This is a genomic window from Gordonia humi, from assembly GCF_014197435.1.
GTDB lineage: Bacteria > Actinomycetota > Actinomycetes > Mycobacteriales > Mycobacteriaceae > Gordonia > Gordonia humi.
In genome coordinates, this window is record NZ_JACIFP010000001.1 from 739,346 (window position 1) to 760,448 (window position 21,103).

At 66.0% G+C, this 21,103-nt stretch carries 22 protein-coding genes; 11 read left to right on the forward strand and 11 right to left on the reverse strand.

From position 1 onward, the window contains the following. The first annotated feature begins 32 nt into the window (after positions 1–32). The 9 genes from rpmH to BKA16_RS03330 all read left to right on the forward strand — a co-directional run bounded on the left by rpmH (position 33) and on the right by BKA16_RS03330 (position 6,516). Positions 33–176 (forward strand): 50S ribosomal protein L34, encoded by a 144-nt coding sequence (gene rpmH / locus BKA16_RS03290; RefSeq protein WP_006337454.1) that lies wholly within the window; start codon positions 33–35, stop codon positions 174–176. Positions 177–204: 28 nt separating this feature from the next. Then, complete coding sequence (gene rnpA, locus BKA16_RS03295) at positions 205–639, forward strand: ribonuclease P protein component (RefSeq protein WP_183369334.1); 435 nt, start codon at positions 205–207, stop codon at positions 637–639. Continuing rightward, complete coding sequence (gene yidD, locus BKA16_RS03300; protein WP_343067263.1) at positions 636–968, forward strand: membrane protein insertion efficiency factor YidD; 333 nt, start codon at positions 636–638, stop codon at positions 966–968. The genes rnpA and yidD overlap by 4 nt, the downstream gene beginning before the upstream one ends. Positions 969–971: 3 nt before the next feature. Next, a complete protein-coding gene (gene yidC, locus BKA16_RS03305) occupies positions 972–2,162 on the forward strand; it encodes a membrane protein insertase YidC (protein WP_183369335.1) in 1,191 nt (396 codons plus the stop codon). 47 nt (positions 2,163–2,209) lie between these two features. Beyond that, positions 2,210–2,737: a Jag family protein gene (locus tag BKA16_RS03310; RefSeq protein ID WP_183369336.1), complete on the forward strand. Its 528-nt coding sequence runs from the start codon at positions 2,210–2,212 to the stop codon at positions 2,735–2,737. 139 nt (positions 2,738–2,876) lie between these two features. Beyond that, complete coding sequence (gene rsmG, locus BKA16_RS03315) at positions 2,877–3,593, forward strand: 16S rRNA (guanine(527)-N(7))-methyltransferase RsmG (RefSeq protein WP_183369337.1); 717 nt, start codon at positions 2,877–2,879, stop codon at positions 3,591–3,593. Between the two features lie 61 nt (positions 3,594–3,654). After that, complete coding sequence (locus tag BKA16_RS03320) at positions 3,655–4,599, forward strand: ParA family protein (protein ID WP_343067264.1); 945 nt, start codon at positions 3,655–3,657, stop codon at positions 4,597–4,599. Then, a complete protein-coding gene (locus BKA16_RS03325) occupies positions 4,599–5,720 on the forward strand; it encodes a ParB/RepB/Spo0J family partition protein (RefSeq protein ID WP_183369338.1) in 1,122 nt (373 codons plus the stop codon). Before BKA16_RS03320 ends, BKA16_RS03325 begins: the two co-directional genes overlap by 1 nt. 82 nt (positions 5,721–5,802) lie before the next feature. Then, a complete protein-coding gene (locus BKA16_RS03330) occupies positions 5,803–6,516 on the forward strand; it encodes a hypothetical protein (protein ID WP_343067265.1) in 714 nt (237 codons plus the stop codon). 225 nt (positions 6,517–6,741) lie between these two features. On the opposite strand, the gene BKA16_RS03335 is transcribed toward BKA16_RS03330, so the two are convergent. From BKA16_RS03335 to sigM, 5 genes are all read right to left on the reverse strand, one after another. Next, positions 6,742–7,887: an N-acetylmuramoyl-L-alanine amidase gene (locus BKA16_RS03335; protein ID WP_183369339.1), complete on the reverse strand. Its 1,146-nt coding sequence runs from the start codon at positions 7,885–7,887 to the stop codon at positions 6,742–6,744. A gap of 132 nt (positions 7,888–8,019) precedes the next feature. Continuing rightward, positions 8,020–8,349 carry a thioredoxin gene (gene trxA / locus BKA16_RS03340; RefSeq protein ID WP_183369340.1) on the reverse strand — a complete coding sequence of 110 codons (330 nt, stop codon included), beginning with the start codon at positions 8,347–8,349 and terminating at the stop codon, positions 8,020–8,022. Between the two features lie 36 nt (positions 8,350–8,385). After that, entirely contained in the window at positions 8,386–9,327 is a 942-nt protein-coding gene (gene trxB, locus BKA16_RS03345; RefSeq protein WP_183369341.1) for a thioredoxin-disulfide reductase, read from the reverse strand. A gap of 103 nt (positions 9,328–9,430) precedes the next feature. Next, a complete protein-coding gene (locus BKA16_RS03350) occupies positions 9,431–9,706 on the reverse strand; it encodes an anti-sigma factor (protein ID WP_183369342.1) in 276 nt (91 codons plus the stop codon). A 107-nt stretch (positions 9,707–9,813) separates the two neighbouring features. Beyond that, positions 9,814–10,374, reverse strand: a complete 561-nt coding sequence (sigM, locus tag BKA16_RS03355; RefSeq protein ID WP_183369343.1) for an RNA polymerase sigma factor SigM — start codon at positions 10,372–10,374, stop codon at positions 9,814–9,816. Between the two features lie 200 nt (positions 10,375–10,574). Between sigM and BKA16_RS03360 the strand changes: the two genes are divergently transcribed. Continuing rightward, on the forward strand, positions 10,575–10,889 hold the full coding sequence (locus BKA16_RS03360; protein ID WP_183369344.1) for a hypothetical protein: 315 nt from the start codon (positions 10,575–10,577) through the stop codon (positions 10,887–10,889). A 17-nt stretch (positions 10,890–10,906) separates the two neighbouring features. Here BKA16_RS03360 and BKA16_RS03365 read toward each other — a convergent pair whose 3' ends face one another. Next, positions 10,907–11,602 carry a TetR/AcrR family transcriptional regulator gene (locus BKA16_RS03365; RefSeq protein WP_183369345.1) on the reverse strand — a complete coding sequence of 232 codons (696 nt, stop codon included), beginning with the start codon at positions 11,600–11,602 and terminating at the stop codon, positions 10,907–10,909. Between the two features lie 169 nt (positions 11,603–11,771). On the opposite strand from BKA16_RS03365, the gene BKA16_RS03370 reads away from it, so the two are divergent. Beyond that, positions 11,772–12,677, forward strand: a complete 906-nt coding sequence (locus BKA16_RS03370) for a sterol desaturase family protein (RefSeq protein WP_183369346.1) — start codon at positions 11,772–11,774, stop codon at positions 12,675–12,677. Between the two features lie 11 nt (positions 12,678–12,688). On the opposite strand, the gene BKA16_RS03375 is transcribed toward BKA16_RS03370, so the two are convergent. The 5 genes from BKA16_RS03375 to BKA16_RS03395 form a co-directional block, all read right to left on the reverse strand. Further along, on the reverse strand, positions 12,689–13,282 hold the full coding sequence (locus tag BKA16_RS03375) for a VOC family protein (RefSeq protein ID WP_183369347.1): 594 nt from the start codon (positions 13,280–13,282) through the stop codon (positions 12,689–12,691). Between the two features lie 84 nt (positions 13,283–13,366). Continuing rightward, positions 13,367–13,969 (reverse strand): DNA-3-methyladenine glycosylase I, encoded by a 603-nt coding sequence (locus tag BKA16_RS03380; RefSeq protein WP_183369348.1) that lies wholly within the window; start codon positions 13,967–13,969, stop codon positions 13,367–13,369. Then, positions 13,969–17,523: a murein biosynthesis integral membrane protein MurJ gene (gene murJ / locus BKA16_RS03385; RefSeq protein ID WP_183369349.1), complete on the reverse strand. Its 3,555-nt coding sequence runs from the start codon at positions 17,521–17,523 to the stop codon at positions 13,969–13,971. The genes BKA16_RS03380 and murJ overlap by 1 nt, the downstream gene beginning before the upstream one ends. After that, positions 17,520–20,012, reverse strand: coding sequence for a DUF6049 family protein (locus tag BKA16_RS03390; RefSeq protein ID WP_343067266.1), 2,493 nt, complete (start codon positions 20,010–20,012; stop codon positions 17,520–17,522). Before BKA16_RS03390 ends, murJ begins: the two co-directional genes overlap by 4 nt. Before the next feature lie 31 nt (positions 20,013–20,043). Continuing rightward, entirely contained in the window at positions 20,044–21,021 is a 978-nt protein-coding gene (locus BKA16_RS03395; protein WP_183369351.1) for an NUDIX domain-containing protein, read from the reverse strand. Positions 21,022–21,103 lie beyond the last annotated feature (82 nt).

The following is a 21,103-nucleotide window of genomic DNA, read 5'->3' on the forward strand; positions in this document are numbered from 1 at the left end:
ACCACCTGCAGTATCGACTCAAGGAGCACCCAGTGGCTAAGGGGAAGCGTACTTTCCAGCCGAACAACCGTCGTCGCGCACGCGTTCACGGTTTCCGTCTTCGCATGCGCACCCGCGCCGGCCGCGCGATTGTGAACGGTCGCCGTTCCAAGGGTCGCGCCAAGCTGACCGCCTGAGCAGGCGCGTATCCGATCGCAGCGATCGGTGACCGCCACGTCGAGGCGGATCTCGCGGAGATCCGATTTCACCCGCACACTTGGTAAAGGTGTGCGGGTTTCGGCACGTGACCTGGTGATACATCTCGCGCCCGTCGGCACGACGTGGCCCGATCCGTCCGACGTCCGGACCGATGTCGCGTCAGTCGGTGGTCCGTGGCTCGGCCTCATCGTCTCGAAGAAGGTAGGAGACGCCGTCACCCGTCACCGGGTCGCACGGCGTCTTCGGCATGCCTTCGCGGCAGTACGGGACGAACTGCCCGTCGCGGAGACGTTCGTGGTGCTGCGCGCGCATCCGTCGATCGCCACATTGTCGACCGACGAGATCGGTGCGCAGTTGTCCACCGGTTTCGCACATCGCCGAGCACAGGCCGCTTTCGCACGGGCCCGTGGCGAGGTCGTAGCGAGTACGAGGTCACGGTGAGCATCTCGTCGCAGCTGTACATGCTCCCTCGCCGTGCGCTGGTGTTCCTCATCGAGCTGTACCGCACTTGGATCTCACCCACCCGCATGCCGACCTGCCGGTTCGAGCCGACATGCAGTGGATACGCGGTAGAAGCGTTGCAGAAGCACGGATTCCTCTGGGGAACAGTGCTCGCGACGTGGCGCCTGCTCAAATGCGGACCCTGGCACCGCCCCGGATACGACCCGGTGCCGGAGAACGGTCCGCGCCAATGGCTCGCCGCGATGTTCGGCAAGCAGCAGACTTTGGAAAGCGGCGCCAGCGCGCCAACTTCAGATAGGGGTCAGTGAGCCGTGCTCAACTTCATCTACTACCCGGTGTCCTGGATCATGTGGGTCTGGCACTGGCTGTTCGACCACATCTTGCCGGACAGTCCGGGTGGTTCGGGCGTCGCCTGGGCACTGTCGGTGGTGTTCCTCGTGTTCACCCTGCGCGCGATCCTGTACAAGCCGTTCGTCAAGCAGATCCGCACGACGAAGCAGATGCAAGAGATCAACCCGCAGATGCAGGCGATTCGTAAGAAGTATGCGAACGACCGGGTCAAGATGACCGAGGAGATGCAGAAGCTCCAGAAGGAGAACGGATTCAATCCGCTCCTCGGCTGTCTGCCGATGTTCATGCAGATCCCGGTCTTCATCGGTCTGTTCCACGTTCTGCGTTCGTTCAACCGCATGGGCGGCGGCACCATGCTCGGCGGCGGTCACATGAATCTGTCGGTCGACGAGACGCGGAGCATCGGGAACTACGCGTTCAGTCCCGAGCAGGTGCAGGACTTCCTCGACGCCCGACTGTTCGGTGTCCCGTTGTCGTCGTTCATCACTCAGCCGGAGGAGCAGTGGCGAGCGTTCGTGGAGTCCGGCAAGCTGGCCGACATCGACTTCACCCGCTGGCAGATCGCCGCGGTCGTGATCCCGTTCATGATCATCGCGTCGTTCGCCACGCATATGAACTCACGGGCGTCCGTCGCCCGGCAGACCGCGGCGGCCGGCGACAATCCGCAGACGCGCATCATGAACAAGCTCGCGCTGTACGTGTTCCCTCTGGGCATCCTGGTGACCGGTCCGTTCTTCCCCCTCGCCATCCTGCTGTACTGGGTCAGTAACAACCTCTGGACCTACGGCCAGCAGCACATCGTGTTCGGTCGTATCGCGAAGGAAGAAGAAGCGGCCAAGGCCGAGAAGGAAGAGCGACTCAAGGCGAACGCTCCTAAGCCGGGCGCCAAGCCCGGCGCGAACAAGCGCGGTGCGACCGCCGTCGTCGACGGTGACGTCGAAGTCGACGAATCGGAGTCTGCTGACGGCGCCAAGCCTTCGCTGAAGAAGGAGCAGACCGCATCGGGAGCGAAGACGACCGCACGTGGAGGCACCGCCGCGGCGGCCAAGCAGAACAAGCCGTCGCCGGGGCAACGCCCCAACAAGCCGGGCGGTGCGCGCCAGTCAGGCAACAAGCGGAACAAGAAGAACCGCCAGGGCCGCAAACGCTGACGCTCCGACTCCCCAAGCACATTCGCAGAAGATAGAGGTACTAGATCATGACTGGTGATGCCGTGCAGACTCCCGTCGAATCCGACGAGCCGGTGACCGAAGCGGTCGACGACGAGGATCGTCTGGTCGAGGAGGGCGAGATCGCAGGCGACTACCTCGAGCAGTTGCTCGATGTACTCGACTTCGACGGTGACATCGACCTGGACGTCGACGGTGATCGTGCCGTTGTCAGCATCGACGGGGGCAAGGACCTGTCGAAGCTCGTCGGACGGGACGGAGAGGTACTCGATGCCCTCCAGGAGTTGACCCGACTCGCTGTACAACAGGCGACGGGTGACCGGAGCAGGCTGATGCTCGACGTCGCCCGCTGGCGCGCGGATCGTCGCGACCGGCTCGCTCGATTGGGGACCGAGGTCGCCGAACGTGTGCGCGACAACGGCGGCCGCGAGTCGCTGGATTCGATGACTCCGTTCGAGCGCAAGATCGTGCACGACGCCGTCGCTGCTGTGGACGGGGTCTACAGCGAGAGCGAGGGTGCTGAGCCCAAGCGTCGCGTGGTCGTCATCAAGGAATGACGACGCCCCTCCCTCCCGATGTCAGATGAGAGAAGTCCCGGCCACCCGCCGGGGCTTCTCTCATTTCGTCCAGGGAGAATGACAGTGATGTGATTTCACGCAGTTTCACGTGGAACGGCGACTGACGAATGAGGACTGGATGGCCGACGACGATAGTGCAGTCGAGTGTGAACCGATGCCGACTGTGGCAGCCGATGTGTTCGGGGATCGGCTCGAGCTGGCGGAGGAGTACGCGCGACTTCTGGCGGACGAAGGGGTGCTTCGCGGGCTGATCGGACCGAGTGAGGTTCCTCGGTTGTGGACGCGGCACCTTCTCAACTGCGCCGTCCTCGGTGAGGCCATCGACGACGGATCGACGGTGTTCGACATCGGCAGTGGTGCGGGACTGCCGGGGATACCCCTCGCGATTGCGAAGCCGAACGTGCGGATCACGCTGATCGAGCCGCTTCTGAGGCGGACTGCATTCCTTGAGGAAGTGGTCGCCCACCTATCTGTCGACAACGTCACTGTGACGCGAGGCAGGGCCGAGGAGAAGGCGGTCATCGCTCACGTCGGAACCGCAGACGTGGTCACGTCGCGTGCGGTAGCGCCGCTGGCTCGTCTTGCGGGATGGTCCGCTCCACTGATCCGTGTCGGCGGACGACTCGTCGCGCTGAAGGGTAGATCGGTCGGCGAGGAGATCGAGCGAGACAGGTCCGCGGTGCGCAAGCTCGGGATCGTCGATCTTACAGTTGCGCAGTGTGGTGTCGATGTTCTCGATGAGCCCACCACACTGCTCGTCGGCTCACGAGTGGAGACCGAGCGGGACGCGGCGGCGGCACGCCGCGCAGCCCGCCGTGCGAAGAGAAAGCGATAGAAGATTGGTGTCATTTCGCCGCAGGGCGCACAATGGACACAACGACTTAAGGAGTCCAGGGGTGTCTGAATACGAACAGCCAGTTTCACGTGAAACGCCGATCGTACCGTCCTATCAGTCCTACGCCGATACTCCGATCGCCGCCGCAGCCGAGCGGGCCAGTCAGGTTCTCACGCCCGGTGGAAGCGGGACACTCCCCCGCCCCGCGCGGCCGCGGATCATGACCGTCGCCAACCAGAAGGGCGGCGTCGGAAAGACGACGTCCGCAGTCAATCTCGCAGCCGGACTGGCTATCCATGGACTCGGGGTCCTCGTCGTGGACCTCGACCCACAGGGCAATGCGAGTACCGCACTCGGTATCGATCATCGCCAGCCCGGTGTCGCCTCCGTGTACGAGATGCTCCTCGACGACGTCGCGCTCCGCGACGCGATACAACGATCGCCCGCCGACGAGAACCTCTACTGTGTGCCGTCGACCCTCGACCTCGCGGGTGCGGAGATCGAACTGGTCTCTCTGGTGGCGCGCGAGAGCCGGTTGCGGAATGCGCTCAATGAAGAGGTTCTCGCCGAGTTCGGTATCGACTACGTCCTCATCGACTGCCCCCCGTCACTCGGCCTTCTCACGGTGAACGCGATGGTCGCGGCGCGTGAGGTACTGATCCCGATCCAGTGTGAGTACTACGCCCTCGAGGGCGTGGGACAGCTCCTCCGGAACATCGAACTCGTCCAAGCTCACCTCAATCGTGATCTCCACGTCTCGACGATCCTGCTGACGATGTATGACGGTCGCACCAAACTCGCCGATCAGGTGGCAGCGGAGGTGCGCAATCACTTCGGCGACAAGGTTCTGTCGACCATCATCCCGCGCAGTGTCAAGGTCTCCGAAGCGCCCGGCTACGGGATGACCATCATCGAATACGATCCAGGATCCCGTGGGGCAATGAGTTATCTCGACGCAGCGAAGGAACTCGCGCAGCGTGCAGCGATCGAAGGCGGTCTGGCGTAATGGCACCCAAGGACACTCAGCGACGCGGGGGTCTCGGCCGCGGCCTCGCCGCGTTGATCCCGACCGGACCGACCGAAGACGAGCCCGGTACCAATACTCGACGGATGGGGTCGGCGGCAGCGGATGTGCTTCTCGGTGGCGGACCGCAGGCGCCCGCGAGGCCGACGGAGACCGACCTGATCACCGACACGACGACATCCGCCGGTGGCCGGCAGCGCCCGAAGTCAGCTGGTACGGCAGCGGCGAGCGAGGATGTCGATGTTTCACGTGAATCATCCGAAGCCATCGGCGCCGTGTACCGCGAGATCCCGCCGTCGCAGATCCAGCCGAATCCGCAGCAGCCGCGCACAGTCTTCGATGAGGACGCGCTGGCCGAGCTCGAACACTCGATCCGAGAGTTTGGGCTCATGCAGCCCATCGTGGTCCGAGAGCTCCCCTCCCCCACGGCCGACGGTGTGCGTTACCAGCTCATCATGGGTGAGCGACGGTGGCGCGCCGGTAGCAATGTGGGTGTCGAGGCTCTGCCGGCCATCGTCCGTGAGACGCCAGACGGCGACATGCTGCGAGATGCACTGCTCGAGAACATCCATCGCGCACAGCTGAACCCGCTCGAAGAGGCCGCGGCCTACCAGCAACTCCTCGAAGAGTTCGACGTGACCCACGAAGAGCTCGCGAACCGGCTTGGTCGGTCGCGGCCGGTCATCTCGAATATGATCCGACTGTTGAGGCTTCCCATCCCGGTGCAGAGCCGCGTCGCCGCCGGTGTGCTCTCGGCGGGACATGCTCGCGCCCTTCTCGCGCTGGAGACAGGAGCGCAAGCGCAAGCCGACCTGGCCGCGCGGATCGTCCGAGAGGGCATGTCCGTCCGTGCGACAGAGGAAGCCGTCACCCTGGCCAATCGCGACGGTGGGGACTCGCCCGCGAAGTCTCCGCGCAAGCGGGAACAGGTCGAGATACCGGGGCTGCAAGCAGTGGCCGATCGACTCTCCGATCGCCTCGACACCAAAGTGACGGTGAGTCAGAGCAAGCGCAAGGGCAAGGTCGTGATCGAGTTCGGTTCCGCCGACGATCTCGAGCGCATCGTCACGATGATCGCCGTGCATACGGACGATAGTCAGTAGACCGAAAAGTCTGTTTGTGCGGCACTGATATACCGCACCGACACGAAACGTCACAGTGACATGATGACGTCGGAGATCGATCATGGGAGCATCAATGGGCGTCGTGGTGGTACCGATCGAACTCGACATGTTCCGATCACTGCCGCCCCATACGCGCCGCTGTGTCTTCTGGGAGATGGACGCGTCCGGCGACGACGATCCGTTCGACACGGCGGCGCCACCGAGTACCGACAGCGAGTTCGACAAAGAAGCGTGGATCTCCGGACTGCTGCTCGAATGGGGAACCTGCGGACAGGTCGCCGTCGAGAGCACCACCCAGCGCATTGTCGGCACCGCGTTCTACGCACCGCCCGGACGTGTTCCCCGGACCCATCGCTTCCCCACCGCGCCTGTCTCATCGGACGCGGTCCTCCTCACGACCGTGACCACCGAACCGGGCTTCGATGAAGCGGCCGTCGCACTGATGGACGCGGTGACCGCCGACATCGTTCACCGTGGAGTACGTGCTATCGAGGCGTTCGGACTCAGCGGCTCGCGCGAGCCGCTCGAACAGGATCTCGTATCCCTCGTGCTCGGCAACGGGATCAGTACCGGCGCCTGTCACGACTGCCTGATTCCGACCCGTCAGCTCATGGACAACGGCTTCGAGATCGTCGCCGACGACCTCTACCTTCCCCGCCTGAGGCTGGAGCTGTCCGAAGGTTTGGCGTGGAAGTCCGCGGTCGAGCGTGCCCTGAATAAGCTCGTCGTAGAGGCCGCGGTGGATCTCTCGGGAGTCGCTGCGCCCGTCGGCTGATACTGCCGTCCGTTCGTCGTCGATCGATCGGGCCGCGCGGGGCGTGGACGATGTCACTTGTATGCGGCGCGGCTGTTTCCCGTGAAACACTCGGGTGTCGCTGCGGATCGGTGGTGGCGGCGCCGATCATCGTCCGCTCCCCTCTCCTAGACGAGAAGAGGCCCGACTCGTCGATGAGTCGGGCCTCGTTCGGGTCTGTTTCACATGAAACAACACGGATGTGATTTACGGGCTCATGCGCTCCGCCGCGAGGAGATCGGCGAACGTGTAGGTACCTGTCGGACGGTCGTTCTCCCCGAGCAAGTACAGCCGCTTCACGGCGACGAGGATCGCCTCGGCGATCGTGTCGCGCTGCACCGGGTCGGCGAGGATCGCCGCGTCGTGCGGGTTGGTGATGTACCCCGTCTCGATGAGCACGACCGGCATTCGAGTGAGTCGAAGAATCGTCCACGTACGCTCGTGCGTCCGGCAGTCCAGAAGGTCGGTACGAGCCACGAGCTCGCGCTGAATGAAGCTGGCGAGGTTGCGACCGATCGTGGAGAACGACCCGTGCGTGTTACCGAAGTAGAACGAGGCGGCGCCGTTGGCGTGGGCGTTGCGATAGTTCCCGGCGCGCAACGAGATCATCAGATCAACGTCGGCGAGATTCGCGACCCGGGCGCGCTCGTTGTCGTTCGGCATGGATCGACCGTCGTGCGAGAGGAACGTCTCCATGCCCGCGGCGGACATGCGGCCCTCGAGACGAGAGGCGAGATCCCACATGATCGCGGCGTCGGCCTCCGTGTCCGAACCCGGGTCGATCAGAATGCGCTTACCCGTCAGCTGCGGACCGGAGCGGCGAACGTGCTCCTCTTCCCGGATCGCGTGCGGGGATCCACCGGTGATCCGGGTGCCGAGACGGTTCAGTGAGCGAAGGGTCTCGGGGCCGCAGATGCCGTCGGACGAGAGGCCGTACTCGGTCTGGTAGAGACCGACCGAGTTGTGCGTCACTTCACCGAAGACGCCGTCGACGAGACCGTGATAGAAGCCGAGATTCTGAAGACGGGACTGGAGGGTCGCGACGTCGTCACCGGCCATCGGCGCGGAGAGTCGATACAGCAGGACCCGGCTGCCCAGCTGATACGACGCCTCCCGGAGGGCCGTATAGGTGGCGCTGCCGACGAGGCCGTCGACGATGAGACCGCGCTCCTGCTGGAAGGCGCGCACCGCCCGATCGCAGGCTGCGTCGAAGACCGCCTCCGGCGGCGACCACGGGCTCCGCTCGTCACCGGGTGCGGCAGTCGGCGCCGGAGGAAGCAGTCCTCGAAGGACAAGGATGGCCCGAACCTCGGCCACTGCTGATCCGTGATCGCCGAGTCGCAATACCGGCATGGAGACCCCACTCTCTCGCATAAGGGTGACGGCCGCCGACCGGGTGGACGGCGGCCGTCACTGCACCGCTTTATTCTCTCAGGTCCGCGCCGGTGCCGACAAACGACGCCGAGATCGAGACCGAGTCTTTCCTCAGTCGATGACCGAGGCGAGCTCCCGCAGAATCGCGGCCTTCGGCTTGGCGCCCTGAATGGTCTTGGTCGGCTTGCCGTTCTCGAACAGGATCATGGTGGGAATCGACATGATCTGGAAGTCACGGGCGATGGCCGGGTTCGCGTCCACGTCGACCTTGGCGACGGTCAGCTTCTCACCGTTGTCGCGGGCGATCTCGTCGAGGACGGGTGCGACCATCTTGCACGGACCGCACCAGGTGGCCCAGAAGTCGACGAGCACGGGCTTGTCGGACTCGAGCACATCGGACTTGAAAGTGGCGTCGGTGACGTCGACGGTGTTGCCTGCCATGGAATTACTCCTTGTTCGAGGTTGAAGGGTGAAGTGTCAGCCGGCGTGCTCGGCGAGCCAGCGCTCGGCGTCGATGGCCGCGGAACAGCCGCTGCCGGCCGCGGTGATGGCTTGGCGGTAGGTGTGGTCGACGAGATCGCCGCAGGCGAACACACCGGGAACATTGGTGTACGTGGAACGGCCGTCGACCTTCACGTAACCGTCCTCGTCCAGGTCGACCTGTCCCTTGACGAGACCGCTGCGCGGGTCGTGGCCGATGGCGACGAACATCCCTGTCGCCTCCATCGTTCGGGTCTCGCCGGTCACGGTGTCCGTCAGCTCGAGTTCGGTCACGGAGGCGTCGCCCTTCACCGCGGAGACGGTGGTGTTGGTGACGAAGTCGATCTTGTCGTTCGCACGAGCGCGCTCCAGCATGATCTTCGATGCACGGAACTCGTCGCGACGGTGCAGCAGGGTCACCCGGCGGGCGAACTTGGTGAGGAAGGTGGCCTCCTCCATCGCGGAGTCGCCGCCGCCGATCACGACGATGTCCTGCTCCTTGAAGAAGAAGCCGTCGCATGTGGCACAGGAGGAGACGCCGCGGCCGAGCAGCTCCTGCTCCCCCGGCACCCCGAGGTAGCGGGCTGCGGCGCCCATGGCGAGGATGACGGCGCGCGCGCGGTGCACCTCCCCGCCGACCTCGACCTCCTTGATGTCGCCGTCCAGGCGCATCGCGTCGACTTCTTCGATACGGAGGTCGGCGCCGAAGCGGATCGCCTGCTCGCGCATCTCGTCCATGAGCGCCGGTCCCTGGATGCCCTCGCGGAAGCCCGGGAAGTTCTCGACCTCGGTCGTGGTCATCAGCGCGCCACCGAAGGAGACGCCCTCGAAGACGACGGGCGACAGTTCGGCTCGTGCCGCATAGATCGCGGCCGTGTAGCCGGCGGGTCCGGATCCGACGATGATCAGGTCGTGGATCTGGTTCTCGGTGTCGCTCATCTATCCTCCGTGTAGCGTGTGCGCCCGCCGCTTCACGCGGGCTTCTCGTTCAACACAAGGATATGGGCTGATGTTCCCAGCCGTGTTCCGGAGGTGACCGCCGTCAGTCGGTACCGGATTCGCCGATGACGCGAAGCATGCGCGCCCGTACGTCGGGCGGTATCGGGATCTCCTCCCCGCGGAGGGAGGCGAGGTCTTCTGTGGTCGCATCGAGCGCCGCCAGAATGCGTTGCGCGTCAGGGTCGTCGGCGACTCCCACACGGACGTGCTCGGCCACATCGGGATCGAGGAGGCCGGAATGGAAGTCGACGAGAAGGTCGGTCGAGAACGGCGGCGTCGGATAGCCGTCGCGTGGTCTCTCGAACCCGTTGATGCCCATCAGAGTGTGTCGCCTTCCAGTACGTGGTGCTAATGATTCCATCACTGTTTAGACGCGCGGGAAGCGCTTTCGGTTCCACCGCGGTGATTTCGGGCGTGGCGCGGCCGTCATCCCCCGCTCTGAAGATGTCCGAGAACGAGTGCGAGCTTGTGTCTCGCGCGGTTGGATCGCGACTTCACGGTTCCCTCCGGGATGTCGAGAGCGGCGGCGGTCTCGGCGATGCCGAAGTCGAAGATGTGCATGAGGACGATGACGGCTCGCTGGTCGGGAGGAAGGACGTCCAGGGCACGTCCGATGGACAGCGACAGATCGACGTCGCCGGTGTGATCCGACGGGTCGATGAGCGAGTCGTCCTCGTCCATGAGCGGTGTGGTGAGGTGATACTTGTTGCGGCGCAGACGGTCGAGTGAGGCGTTGAGCACGATGCGGTGCAGCCAACTCGACACGGTCGCGTCGAATCGGAAACGACCCGCTGTGCGATGAATGGACTCCATCGCGTCCTGGAGGGCATCGGCGGCGTCGTCCTTGTTGCCGGTGGTCCGGAGCGCTACGGCCCAGAGCTTGTTCTCGTGCCTTCGAAAGAGAACTTCAAAGGCCGGCAGGTCCCCGTCAGCGTAGTCCCGGAGCAGCTCGTCGTCGCTGCGGGAATCTGGTCTCCCCCGTTGCATGTCGATGAATCTAAGCCTGCGATCCGGTGAAAATGTCGGTTTCTGTGTAGTTGTGGATAACTACCGGAAATTGTGGATCACGCGGGCCGATTTTGTGGATTACTCGCGGGTAGCTGCACATCGATGTGTGCGGTCTGTGGATGAATAGTCGCTTATGGACGGTTCTTCCGATGGCGTCGGCCTGTCCTATCCTCATATGCATGGACGACGAGCAGCCCTTGGCTAGATGGAAGGCCGCGCGATCGATGGATCGTGTCGCGGTACCGGGCGAGTTGCAGCTGACGAAGACCCACGTGGTCTTCGAGCCGAAGGGACGCCGGGCGCTCGGTGCGCGCTTCTCGGTGGCGAAGACCTTCATCGCGGGAGTCGGCACCGCCCCGGGGACCGGCAAGCTCTTCTCCGGCGGCAAGCAGGATCGTCTGTGCATCACTCTCGGGGACGGATCCGAGTGGCTCTTCGTCGTGCCGGAGCTGTCCGTCGCGATCGAGCGGATCCGCGGTGCGCTCGTGCACTGACCGTCCTCGAGTCGGCACTACTCGGGCGCGAGTGACCGCTCGTAGGTCGCGATGAACATGTCGGTCACGACGCGGTGGATCGCATCGATCTCGAACAGATCGGTGTCGTAGCCGTCCTCTGTGGGCTCGGCCACGGCGGTCTGCCAGTCGACGAGCATCTGCGTCAGTGCACCGACGAGCCCGATGGATGCCAATCGCTGATCGGAGGTCGGTTCCGTGTCACGCGTGGCGAGCGACAGAATGAGGTCCGCCCACGCATGGATCGCCTGCAGGCGCAGCTTCTCCAGCTCCGGGCTCACCCCGACGACCTCGATCATGATGATGCGGGCGCGACGGGCGTCGGCGGAGAGGTAGTCGATGAAGCCGCGCAGGGTGACCGAGGCGAGCTCCGGGACGAGATCTCCCGGAATCGGTCCGTCGCCGATGTCCGCGTCGTCGAGCACACGGGCGGCGGCCGTCAGGGTCGCGTCCCGCGCATTGTCGACGCAGTAGGTGTACACGGCGCCGAGCAGTGCGGCACGGTCGTCGAACGATTCGTAGAAGTACCGTTGAGTGAGTCCTGCGAAGTCGCAGATCCGCTTCACCGAGACATTCGGATAGCCGAGGGCTCCGAAGAGTTCGAATCCGGCCTCGACCAGTGATTCGCGCCGCTGGCTGGCCCGGTCCTGCGCTGTCAATCCCCCGTATGTGCGTCCCCCGGCAGTCTTCGTCATCGATAATCATGGTAGGCGGCTAACCCGAAAATGTCTGCAAAGCGGTCGAGACAAATAATCCGCACCACAGCGAAACATCTTGACGCAGCGAGTATTTCGGTCCGGATTGGACGATGTGGTGTGGTCAGGGCCTGGACGGAGCATTTGTGACACGCTATCGTGTCAAATTATGTTGGAGGCCGTTCCGGAACAGTTGCGCGAGCCCACGGTGTTCGCGATCCCGTTCTTCGTGCTGATGCTCGCACTCGAGCTGTTCGCCGCGGCGAGGCTCGAGAACGAGCACGACGACGGGCGGCCGGTTCCCGGCGCGTACGAGAAGCGTGACGCTCGGGCGTCGATCCTGATGGGTCTCGTGTCCATAGCGACATCGGCCGTCGGCAAGTTCCTCGCGCTGTTCGTGTACGCGGCGCTGTTCGCCTACGTCGCGCCGTGGCAGCTGCCGATCGGCGCCTGGTACACGTGGGTGATCGGTTTCGTCGCCGTCGACTTCCTGTTCTACTGGGAGCATCGGATCGCCCATCGCGTGCGTCTGGTCTGGGCGACGCACCAGGCTCATCACTCGAGCGAGTACTTCAACTTCGCGACGGCGTTGCGGCAGAAGTGGAATCCGAGCATGAGCCTGATCATGTGGCTTCCGCTTCCCGCGCTCGGCGTTCCGCCGGCCGTGGTCTTCGCGTCGTACTCGTTCAACCTGATCTATCAGTTCTGGGTGCACACCGAGCACATCGGAACCATGTGGCGGCCTGTCGAATTCGTGATGAACACCCCGTCGCACCACCGCGTGCACCATGGCAGCGACGCGGAGTACCTGGACCGCAACTACGCGGGTACGCTGATCGTCTGGGATCGGATGTTCGGCAGCTTCCAGCCGGAGGTCCACCGGCCGACGTACGGTCTGACGAAGCCTGTCGAGACCTACAACATCTGGAGACTTCAGACCCACGAGTACGCGGCGGTGATCCGCGACGTGCGGTCGGCGTCGTCGTTGCGGGCCAGGCTCGGCTACGTCTTCGGTTCGCCCGGGTGGGCGCCGAAGGACCAGCCGGAATCGGACGAGCGAGTTCCGCTCGGCTGATCGTCTCGCCGTCAGATCCAGACGAATCCGTCCGGATCGGTGAACGCGGCGGTGTCACAGGCGAACCGGACTCGGTGCGAACCTGTGCCCGCCGACATGCCGGTGACCTTGGACAGGTTGGCCTGCTTGGTCAGAGCCAATGTGACCGGACCCGCGTCGAACTCGACGTACTTCGAGCCGTAGCTCTTGGCGACGTCGAACCCTCGGGCGGTGTAGAAGGCCTTGCTCGCCTTGACGTCCGACGGCCCGAGTTGGACGACGAAGCGGTCGATCTCGCCGGCGGACGTACCGGAGTCCTTCTTGCCCGAGGCGAACGTCCAGACGCTTCCGTCGGGTGCCTGCACCGCTCCCCCGTAGCCCCAGAGCGACTTCTTGCCGGGTTTGAGGACGGTGGCGCCGGCACTTCGAGCTCGGTCGATGAGGGCGTCGACGGCTGCGGGTCGCGGAGCGACGATCGAGAACGTGAATCCGCGGAAGCCGTCGGTCGGCTCGGCGGACCGCTCCACTCGAACAGGTATGTCGATATCGAATGCTGTTGCAGCGTAAAATTTCTCGGCATCATCGGGGTCGTCGGCCTCGATGATCAATGCGGTGATCGTGGTCATGGCGTCAACGTTAGGTGCGGGTGCGTGCTCGGGGCTTCTCGATTCCTGACCCTTGTGTGGAGCATGCGGTCCGATCGACGAAGCTCAGCTCTCCCACACTCCGGACGCTCCTCGGCAATGCGATCCGAGCACATGGGTGTCGACGATGCCGAGAGCCTCCATGAGCGCGAACATCGTCGTCGGGCCGACGAAACGGAAGCCCTTCTTGCGCAGTGCCTTCGAGAGCGCGACGGATTCCGGCGAGGTGGTCGGGACGTCGGCCATGGTCGCCGGTCGCGGCGTGGCCGCGGGTTTAAACGACCACAGGAACGCCTCGAGGCCGCCCTCGTCGCGTAGAGCGATCGTCGCCCGCGCATTGCCGATCGTGGCCTCGATCTTGGCGCGGTTGCGGATGATTCGAGCGTCGCCCATCAGCCGTTCGACGTCGCCGGCTCCGAACTCGGCGACGCGGTCGGCGTCGAAGTCGACGAACAGCTCGCGGAAGGCATCGCGCTTGCGCAGGATCGTCGCCCAGCTCAAACCGGCCTGGAAACCCTCCAGGCTGAGGCGCTCGAAGTGCGCGGACTCCCCCGACACCGGCAGGCCCCACTCGGCGTCGTAGTAGTCGCGCATCATCCCGGGTGCCGCACCCCACGGGGTTCGGCGCAGCCCGTCGTCGCAGAGGACGGCACCGTCGTCGGCCGTCATCAGCGGAGTGTGACCCGGTTGACGATGGCCTGGAATCCGCCGCTTCCCTCCGGCAACGAGGTGAGCCACACGATGAAGTGCGGCGCCTTCTTCGGCGAGTCGACCGTCAAGGTACTCGTCTTCTCGTCGACCGAACCGCTGCCGACCTCGGTGGTCGCATCCAGACTCGACGGCTGAGCCTGATCGGAGGTCCGCAGTTCGACGTTGAATCCCGGAGTAGGCGTCTCGATGCTCACCGAGTGCACCTCGCCGGGCTCCTTGAGCCGGAACACCAGTCCCAGACCGCTCTTGAGTCCGGCGAAGTCCGGGGAGCCGCGGTAGACATCGGTCTTCCAACCGGGGGCCTCACCCGTCAGAACGTGGCCGATGTTGGCCGTCGAGTCGGCCGGTTGATCGGAGACGTCGAGCACGCTCACCGACCGCGCGGTGATCGGCGCGGCGTCCTCGCCGTCCGGCGTCTGCTGCGCACTCGTCGATTCGCCCGGCAGGATCGAATCGATATCGGTCTCCTCGTCCGACGAACCGAACAGATTCGTCGCGGCGACGATGACGGCGATGATGACGAACAGGATGAACAGACCACCGCCCGCGAGCAGCGCGGTGTTCTTCTTCCCGGCCTCGCCCTCGCCCATCAACCGTTCCTTGCGCGATCGGCTGATCGGGGCGACCGACACCGGAGCGGGTGCGTCGGCGACGCGCGGCAGCAGATCGGTCTTCAAATCGACGACCGTCGCCTGATCGAGCACATGCTGGACGGTGGCGGCGGTCCGGATGCCGCGGTCGCCTTCCAGCGCGCGTGCGGCCACCGCCGAGATCTCGAACGGGATCCGCGCGTCCACGTCGCGAGGCACACGTGGCTGAGTCGGCTCGGCCGGATCGGGTTCGGCGACGGCCATGCCGCCCACCGGATCGGTCGTGATCGCCGTGGTGATCAGATTCTTGCCCGTCGGCTCGTCCAGGGTCCAGCGGCCGAGCAGGAGCGCGTACAGGACGGCCCCGAGACCGCGCACGTCGCTGCGGCGGTCGTCGTCGGGCATGATCGCCGGGAACGCCAGGACGGCGTCGCCGGTCGTGCTGACTCGGATGCGATCGGGGTGGTCGATCGACAGGACGGCGCCGGCTCGATGCGCGGCTTCGGCACCGGCGGCGAGTGCGCGGACGGCGCGGGCGGCGCCGGTCGCCGACGGCGAGGTGGCCGCCACGTCGGCGAGCCTGGAGCCGGGGATCCACTCGGTGACGATGATGCCGCCGGATGCACTGCGCACCACGTCGAGGACGCGGGCGACACCGGCGGTGTGGAGCTGGCCGAGTCTGCGGGTGCGATACAGCACGGCCTGCGGACCCTCCCGGCCGGGATCTCTCCTGCCGGGCGTCACCGGGGGCGCCTTCTGATCGGGATCGACGAAGGTCAGTCCCACTTCGCGGTCGAGTCCCGTGTCCTTCGCGCGCCAGAACGCGAGGCCGCGCGCGCCGCCCTGCGGTTCGAGCAGCCGGTACCGACCGCCGGCGACCGCGGCGCCGGGGATCAGACGGGGACCGCGCGGAGCCTGAGTCATCGCACGCGTCGGTTCCGTGGACGGGCGCGTGGCCTCGTCGTCGGAACCGGATGCGGTCATGGGCGGCACTCCTCTGGAACCTTGCGGCGGCTGTGGCGGTCCGGGACGGCGTTGGGGACCACGCGGGGGACCGGTTCGCACCACCGGTATCACCGCCGTCTCGCCTGCGGCGCCCCCGGAGAACGCGGAGTACTCCTGCCAGGTGGCCGTGCCCCGGTCGAAGCGGCGTCGGACGTCTACCTGCCCAGCGTACGGGAACGACTCCTCCGACGAGACCCGCGGGAACTGCACCGTCATGGTGCGCGAATCCTGGTCGTCGCCTTCGATGACCGGCGGCGCGAGCCTCGGCACGAAACGGCCGACGATGCGCATCACCGCGTTGCTGATCGAGACCATCTCGGGGATCTTCGCGGCCACGAGCAGCAGGTAGATCACACCGAGTGAGACCACTCCGGCGATGATCAGATAGACCAGCGAACCGATCTTCCCGGCGTGCGTCGACATGCGGGCGAAACCGGTCAGCTCGGAGATGCCCCACACCGCCCCGGCGATGGCGATCGAGATGCCGAGCGTCATGAGGGTGGGCCGGGTCACGTTCCTCATCGCGCGGCCCCCGAGCCGCTTCTTCAGCAGGAGGTGTCCGACTATCGCGCCCACCAGATAGCCGAGACCGTTCGAGAGCGACAGCCACCGGACGACCATCTCCGGGTCGTCGAACAGGACTGGACCGAGATAGGACGCCCCGACCTTCACCGCGGTGATTCCGACGACCATCACGGTCGGCGTCCACGCGTCCTCGCGGGCGTAGAACACGCGCAGCTGGACCAGTGTCATCGCGTAGGGGATGAGGGTGAACGCGCCCCATGCGAGCACCGATCCGACCTGGGATGCGGCGTCGGCGTTGTAGTTGCCGAAGTTGAAGATCGCGACGCCGATCGCCGGTCCGAAGAATGTCATGAACGCGACGACCGGCACTAGCGCGACGATCGTCAGACGGGTGGCCAGCGACATGTCGTCGACGACGGCCTCGGTGTCGTCGGCGGCGGCGTTGCGCGACATGCGCGGCATGATCGCGGTCAGGATCGTCACACCGAGCACACCGTAGGGCAGCTGCAGCAGCTGCCAGTGGGTGGCGTACGCGGAGATTCCGCCTGCGCTCGCGCCGGCCGCGATCCGGTAGGTGATCATCAGACCGACCTGTAGGACGAGCACATAGGCGATGATCGCGACGGCCATGTTGCCGAAGGTCCGCAGCCGCGCGTCGATGCCCCACTTCCAGCGGAGTCGGACTCCGACCTTGCGCAGGAACGGCAGCAGGATCATCACCTGTGCGATGACGCCGAACGTGGTGCCGATGCCCAGGACCAGCAGTTTCGGATCGGACATGCGGACCGGGTTCAGGGTGATGTCGCCCGGAAGCACGAAGAACAGGACCAGGGTCACGATCTGCACGATGTTGTTCAACACGGGCGCCCACGCGCCCGGCTTGAACAGGCCCTTCATGTTGAGGATCGCGATGAACAGGGCGGTCAGCCCGTAGAACATGACCTCGGGAAGCAGGAGGTACGCCAGGGCGGTCGTGACGTCGCGGTTCACCACGGCGCCGTCGCCCACGTTGAGTCTGGTGAGCAGCGGTGCGGCGATGATGGCGATCACCGTCGCGAGCCCCAGCACGACGATGGTGAGCGTGAAGATGCGGTTGATGAAGTCGGCGCCGCCGTCGTCGTCCTCCGATTCGGCGCGGACCAGCACCGGGATGACGATCGCGGTGAGCACTGCGCCGAGGAGCACCTCGGAGATCATGCCCGGCAGCACGTATGCGGCCTGGAAGGCCGACGAGGTCGCGGTACCGAGCATCGCCAGCACCAGGACGGTGCGGATGAACCCGGTGATACGACTGGTCAGAGTGCCGATGGCGATGGAGCCGCCGGTCCGCATCACGCTCTCGTCGGACGGCGTCTCGACCTTCGGGTGCTCGGGCTTCTGGTCGGTGGTCATTCACGCTCTCCGGGGTCGGGCTGCTCGCGTTCGTCTGTGTCGGTCACGCGCTCGGCGGCCAGTCGTTGCTGGTAGCCGGTGGAGGCGAGGTGACGTTCGTGTTCATCGGGTTCGGGCCGGTCCTCGTCGGCGGGGTCGGGTTCGCCGCGGAATCTGTGCCACAGGCGTCGTGCGGTCAGCAGTACCAGGATGACAGCCGCGCCGATCGTGATCCAGAACAGCGGTTTGCCGTAAGCGTTCGCGTACACCGACAGATCCACCGGGCTGCTCAGCGGTACGTCGTTCGAGGTGACCAGGGCGATCCGCACCGTCGCCGGCTGCGAGTTCGACGCGTGCGTCGGCAACTGGAGCTGGCGGGTGCCCTGCGCCGGGATCTCCAACACTCCCCCGTCGCCGACGCTCAACTCCTCGGGTGCGGTGATGTCCAGTCGCACCATGATCGGCAGCGACAGTTCGTTGCGGACCACCAGCAGCAGCGGGCTGCGTTCGGACGCCAGCGTGTAGCGACCGCTCGGGTCGAGCAGCGACACCGACTGCTGCATGTGCGTCAGGGTGAGACCGAGCGCGGTCAACCGCTGCGGCCGTTCCACCAGCGCCACCGCCCGATTGGTCGTCGACGGCGTCGACACCGCGCGCAGGATGTCCGCGCGCAGCGGATTCAGGTACTCGGCAGGGGTGAACGGAAGCTCGTGGCCCGTCGCGAACGAGTCCTGGAGGCGATCGATCAGCTCCAGCTGTCGGCGCACCTCGACCAGATCCTTGGACGACAACGGGTAGCCCTCGGCGGTCAACCGGTCGACGTCGCCGGGAACGACGAGATCGGCGGATCGGTCGGCTCGGTGCAGCCCCGACACCACATCGGTGAGCGGTACGGGGTCGGCGACGCCGGAGGCCACCATCAGTCCCGCGGTGTCCAGGAGGGCGCGCGCATCGGCGGCGGTCGGCGACCAGTAGGTCGGGGCCATCGTGAACGCGCTGCGCCCGGTCACATTCGTCGGCGCGGAGTCGTCGTCGCCGGTGGGCGACGGCACGTCGAGCATCGGGAACGCCAGGGAGGCCGCGGCGGTCTGCCGACGGCTCACCTCGGACTCTCCCGTGAGGCCGGTGCGCTGCCACTCGGGTAGGAACGACGGTGTCACCGGCCGTCCTCCGAGACCGCCGAGAGCGGCGCTGACGCCGGGATCGTACGTCTGGACGGGCAGCCCGCCGGAGGTGTACCGGCCGAGGAGCGCCGAACCGGTGCGCGGCCCGCCGTCGGACTCGACCGATGTCGTGATGACGGCCGCGGTGTCCGAGCCGTCCCGGCCCACCAGGAGCTTGCGGGCGTCGGCGGAGACGGCTCCGACGGCGGGCAGCGTGATTCCACGGACGCTGTGCACGCCCAGAATCGCGTCGACGGTGTCGTACGCGCCGCTCAACGCCATATTCGACAGGGTGTCGTTGCCGATGCGTTCGAGTGAGTCCAGGCCGGCCTGCGCCCCGGGGAGCGCGGTGACGCACATCGACGATGCGACCCGCGTGAGACGTTGCAGCCATCGGCGTGCGGTCGACTCGCCGTCGCCGTCGACGGTGGCCGCATCCGGGTCGGCCGGATCGTCGGTGATCGTGTACCCGGTGGCCATCGACGAGACGGTGGTCAGCAGATCGGGGTCGACGGCGATGCAGATCGCGTTCCGCACCTTCTCGTCGGGTCCGTCGGCGCCGGAGTCGTCGATCCCGGCTACGGTCTCCAATGCCTCCAGCGACTGACCGAGCCGACCGTCGTCCTCCAACGAATCGGTCAGGTCGTCGCTGATCAGCCGGATGTCGGCGGTCTCGCCGCCGAGGGTTCCCGCGGCCTGCTGCGGCGGAGCGGCCAGCGGCCAGACGAAGGTGAACGCCGCGGGCCGCGTGTCGTTCGCGGCGACGGAGCCGTCGCGTCCGAGCAACGGCTGCTCGGATCCTCCGGAGCCGGGTTCGACCCACCGCGTGGCGCGGGCCCGGTCGGCGGGCAGGGACAGGACCGGAAGCATCGTCCGCGAATCGGCGATACGCGCCTGACCGCCGTAGTCGGGGGTGCCGTTGACGTTGATCAGCAGCGGATACACACCGGCTTGTCCGATCTGCAGCCCGCCCGCCGACAGCGGCACCTCGATGCTGAAGTCGGCGGTCTGCTTGGGTGCGAGATCGGATACGACCTTCTCGAAGTCGGTCGCCGTCTCGTACACGGAGGGGTCGGCGCCGAGCACCGTCCGCAGATCGGTCGAGGTGACCGCGCCGGCGCGTTGCAGGCGAACGATGACATCGTGGATCGGCCGATCGAACGTGTTGGTGACGCGCCCCCGCACCGTCACGGTCCTACCCGACGAACTCGTCACCGTCGACGGCGTCACTTCGGTGAGACCGACGGACGCGTAGTGGGTGTCCGGGGCGTCGCCGGGCGCCGCGACCGCCGGGCCGACACCGGCGAAGGCCAGCACGAGACCGAGGAGGAGTACGACGGCCGCCACCGCGGTGATCCTCGCGCCGGGGCGCGCATGATCAGGTGTCACCGTTGGCCGGTCGCCGCGGTCGCCGTCTGCGCCGCCGGGGTTTGACCGGTGGCGGCGGCTCATTGCGGCGTTGGTTGCGGGCGGCTGCGGCTTTCTCATAGTCGTTCGGCTCGGTACGGATGCAGTTGGCCTCCGACTGAGCCAACCGCTTCGGATCGCTCCGGAGGTCGGTGATCACCGATTCGGCCATCCGTGCGAGACGTCGTTCGTCAGAGTACGTGAGCCTACGTGGGAGTTCGCTGAGAGGCACCCATGCGACCTCGCTGACCTCGTAGTCTTCGGCCGACAGCTCGCCACCGGTGAAACGCAGCAGGTAATGGTGCACCGTCTTGTGGATGCGCCGTCCGTCGCTGACGAACCAGTAGTCGATCTTGCCGAGCGGTGCGACGACGGTCCCGGAGATGCCGGTCTCCTCGGCCACCTCGCGCATCGCCGTCTGCTCGGCGGTCTCCCCGGTCTCGATGTGGCCCTTGGGCAGCGACCACATGGTGCGGCCGCGACGGTCCACCCGGCCGATCAGCGCGGCGCGCAGGTCCTCGAACGGCGCGTCCAGATCCGAGAGGACCAGTCCGCCGGCCGACGTCTCCCGGACGGTGCGCAGCTTCGGGGCGTTCTCACCGTCGGCGGGACGACGTCCGCCCCGGCGCTGATTGTTCGGCGTCGACGACGGCGACTTCTGGTGGTTGCCGTTGCCACCGTTGCTCCCGCCGGTCTTGCGGCGATTGCGATTCGCCAGATCGGACGGCTTCGGGGTGGTGTCGGCGGGTGCGGCGTCCGGCTTGTCGTCGGTCGTGGCGGTCTCGGCGGGGCGAGACGAGCGGCGCCCGCGCCTGCGACGGCCCCGACGATTGCGCCGATTCCGGTTCGGTTGGTCGGATCCGCCGTTCTTCGCCGGTTTTCCGGCATCGCCTGCTGCCGGAGCGTCGGATGCGACGTCCGTATGGTGCAGCGATGGTTCGGCGGACACACTCCGATGCTAGCCGTTCGTTACCGTCCGTTAGCCATGGCAGGCTGACCGCGCAAGCCGCGACGGCGAGTCGGTACTCTTC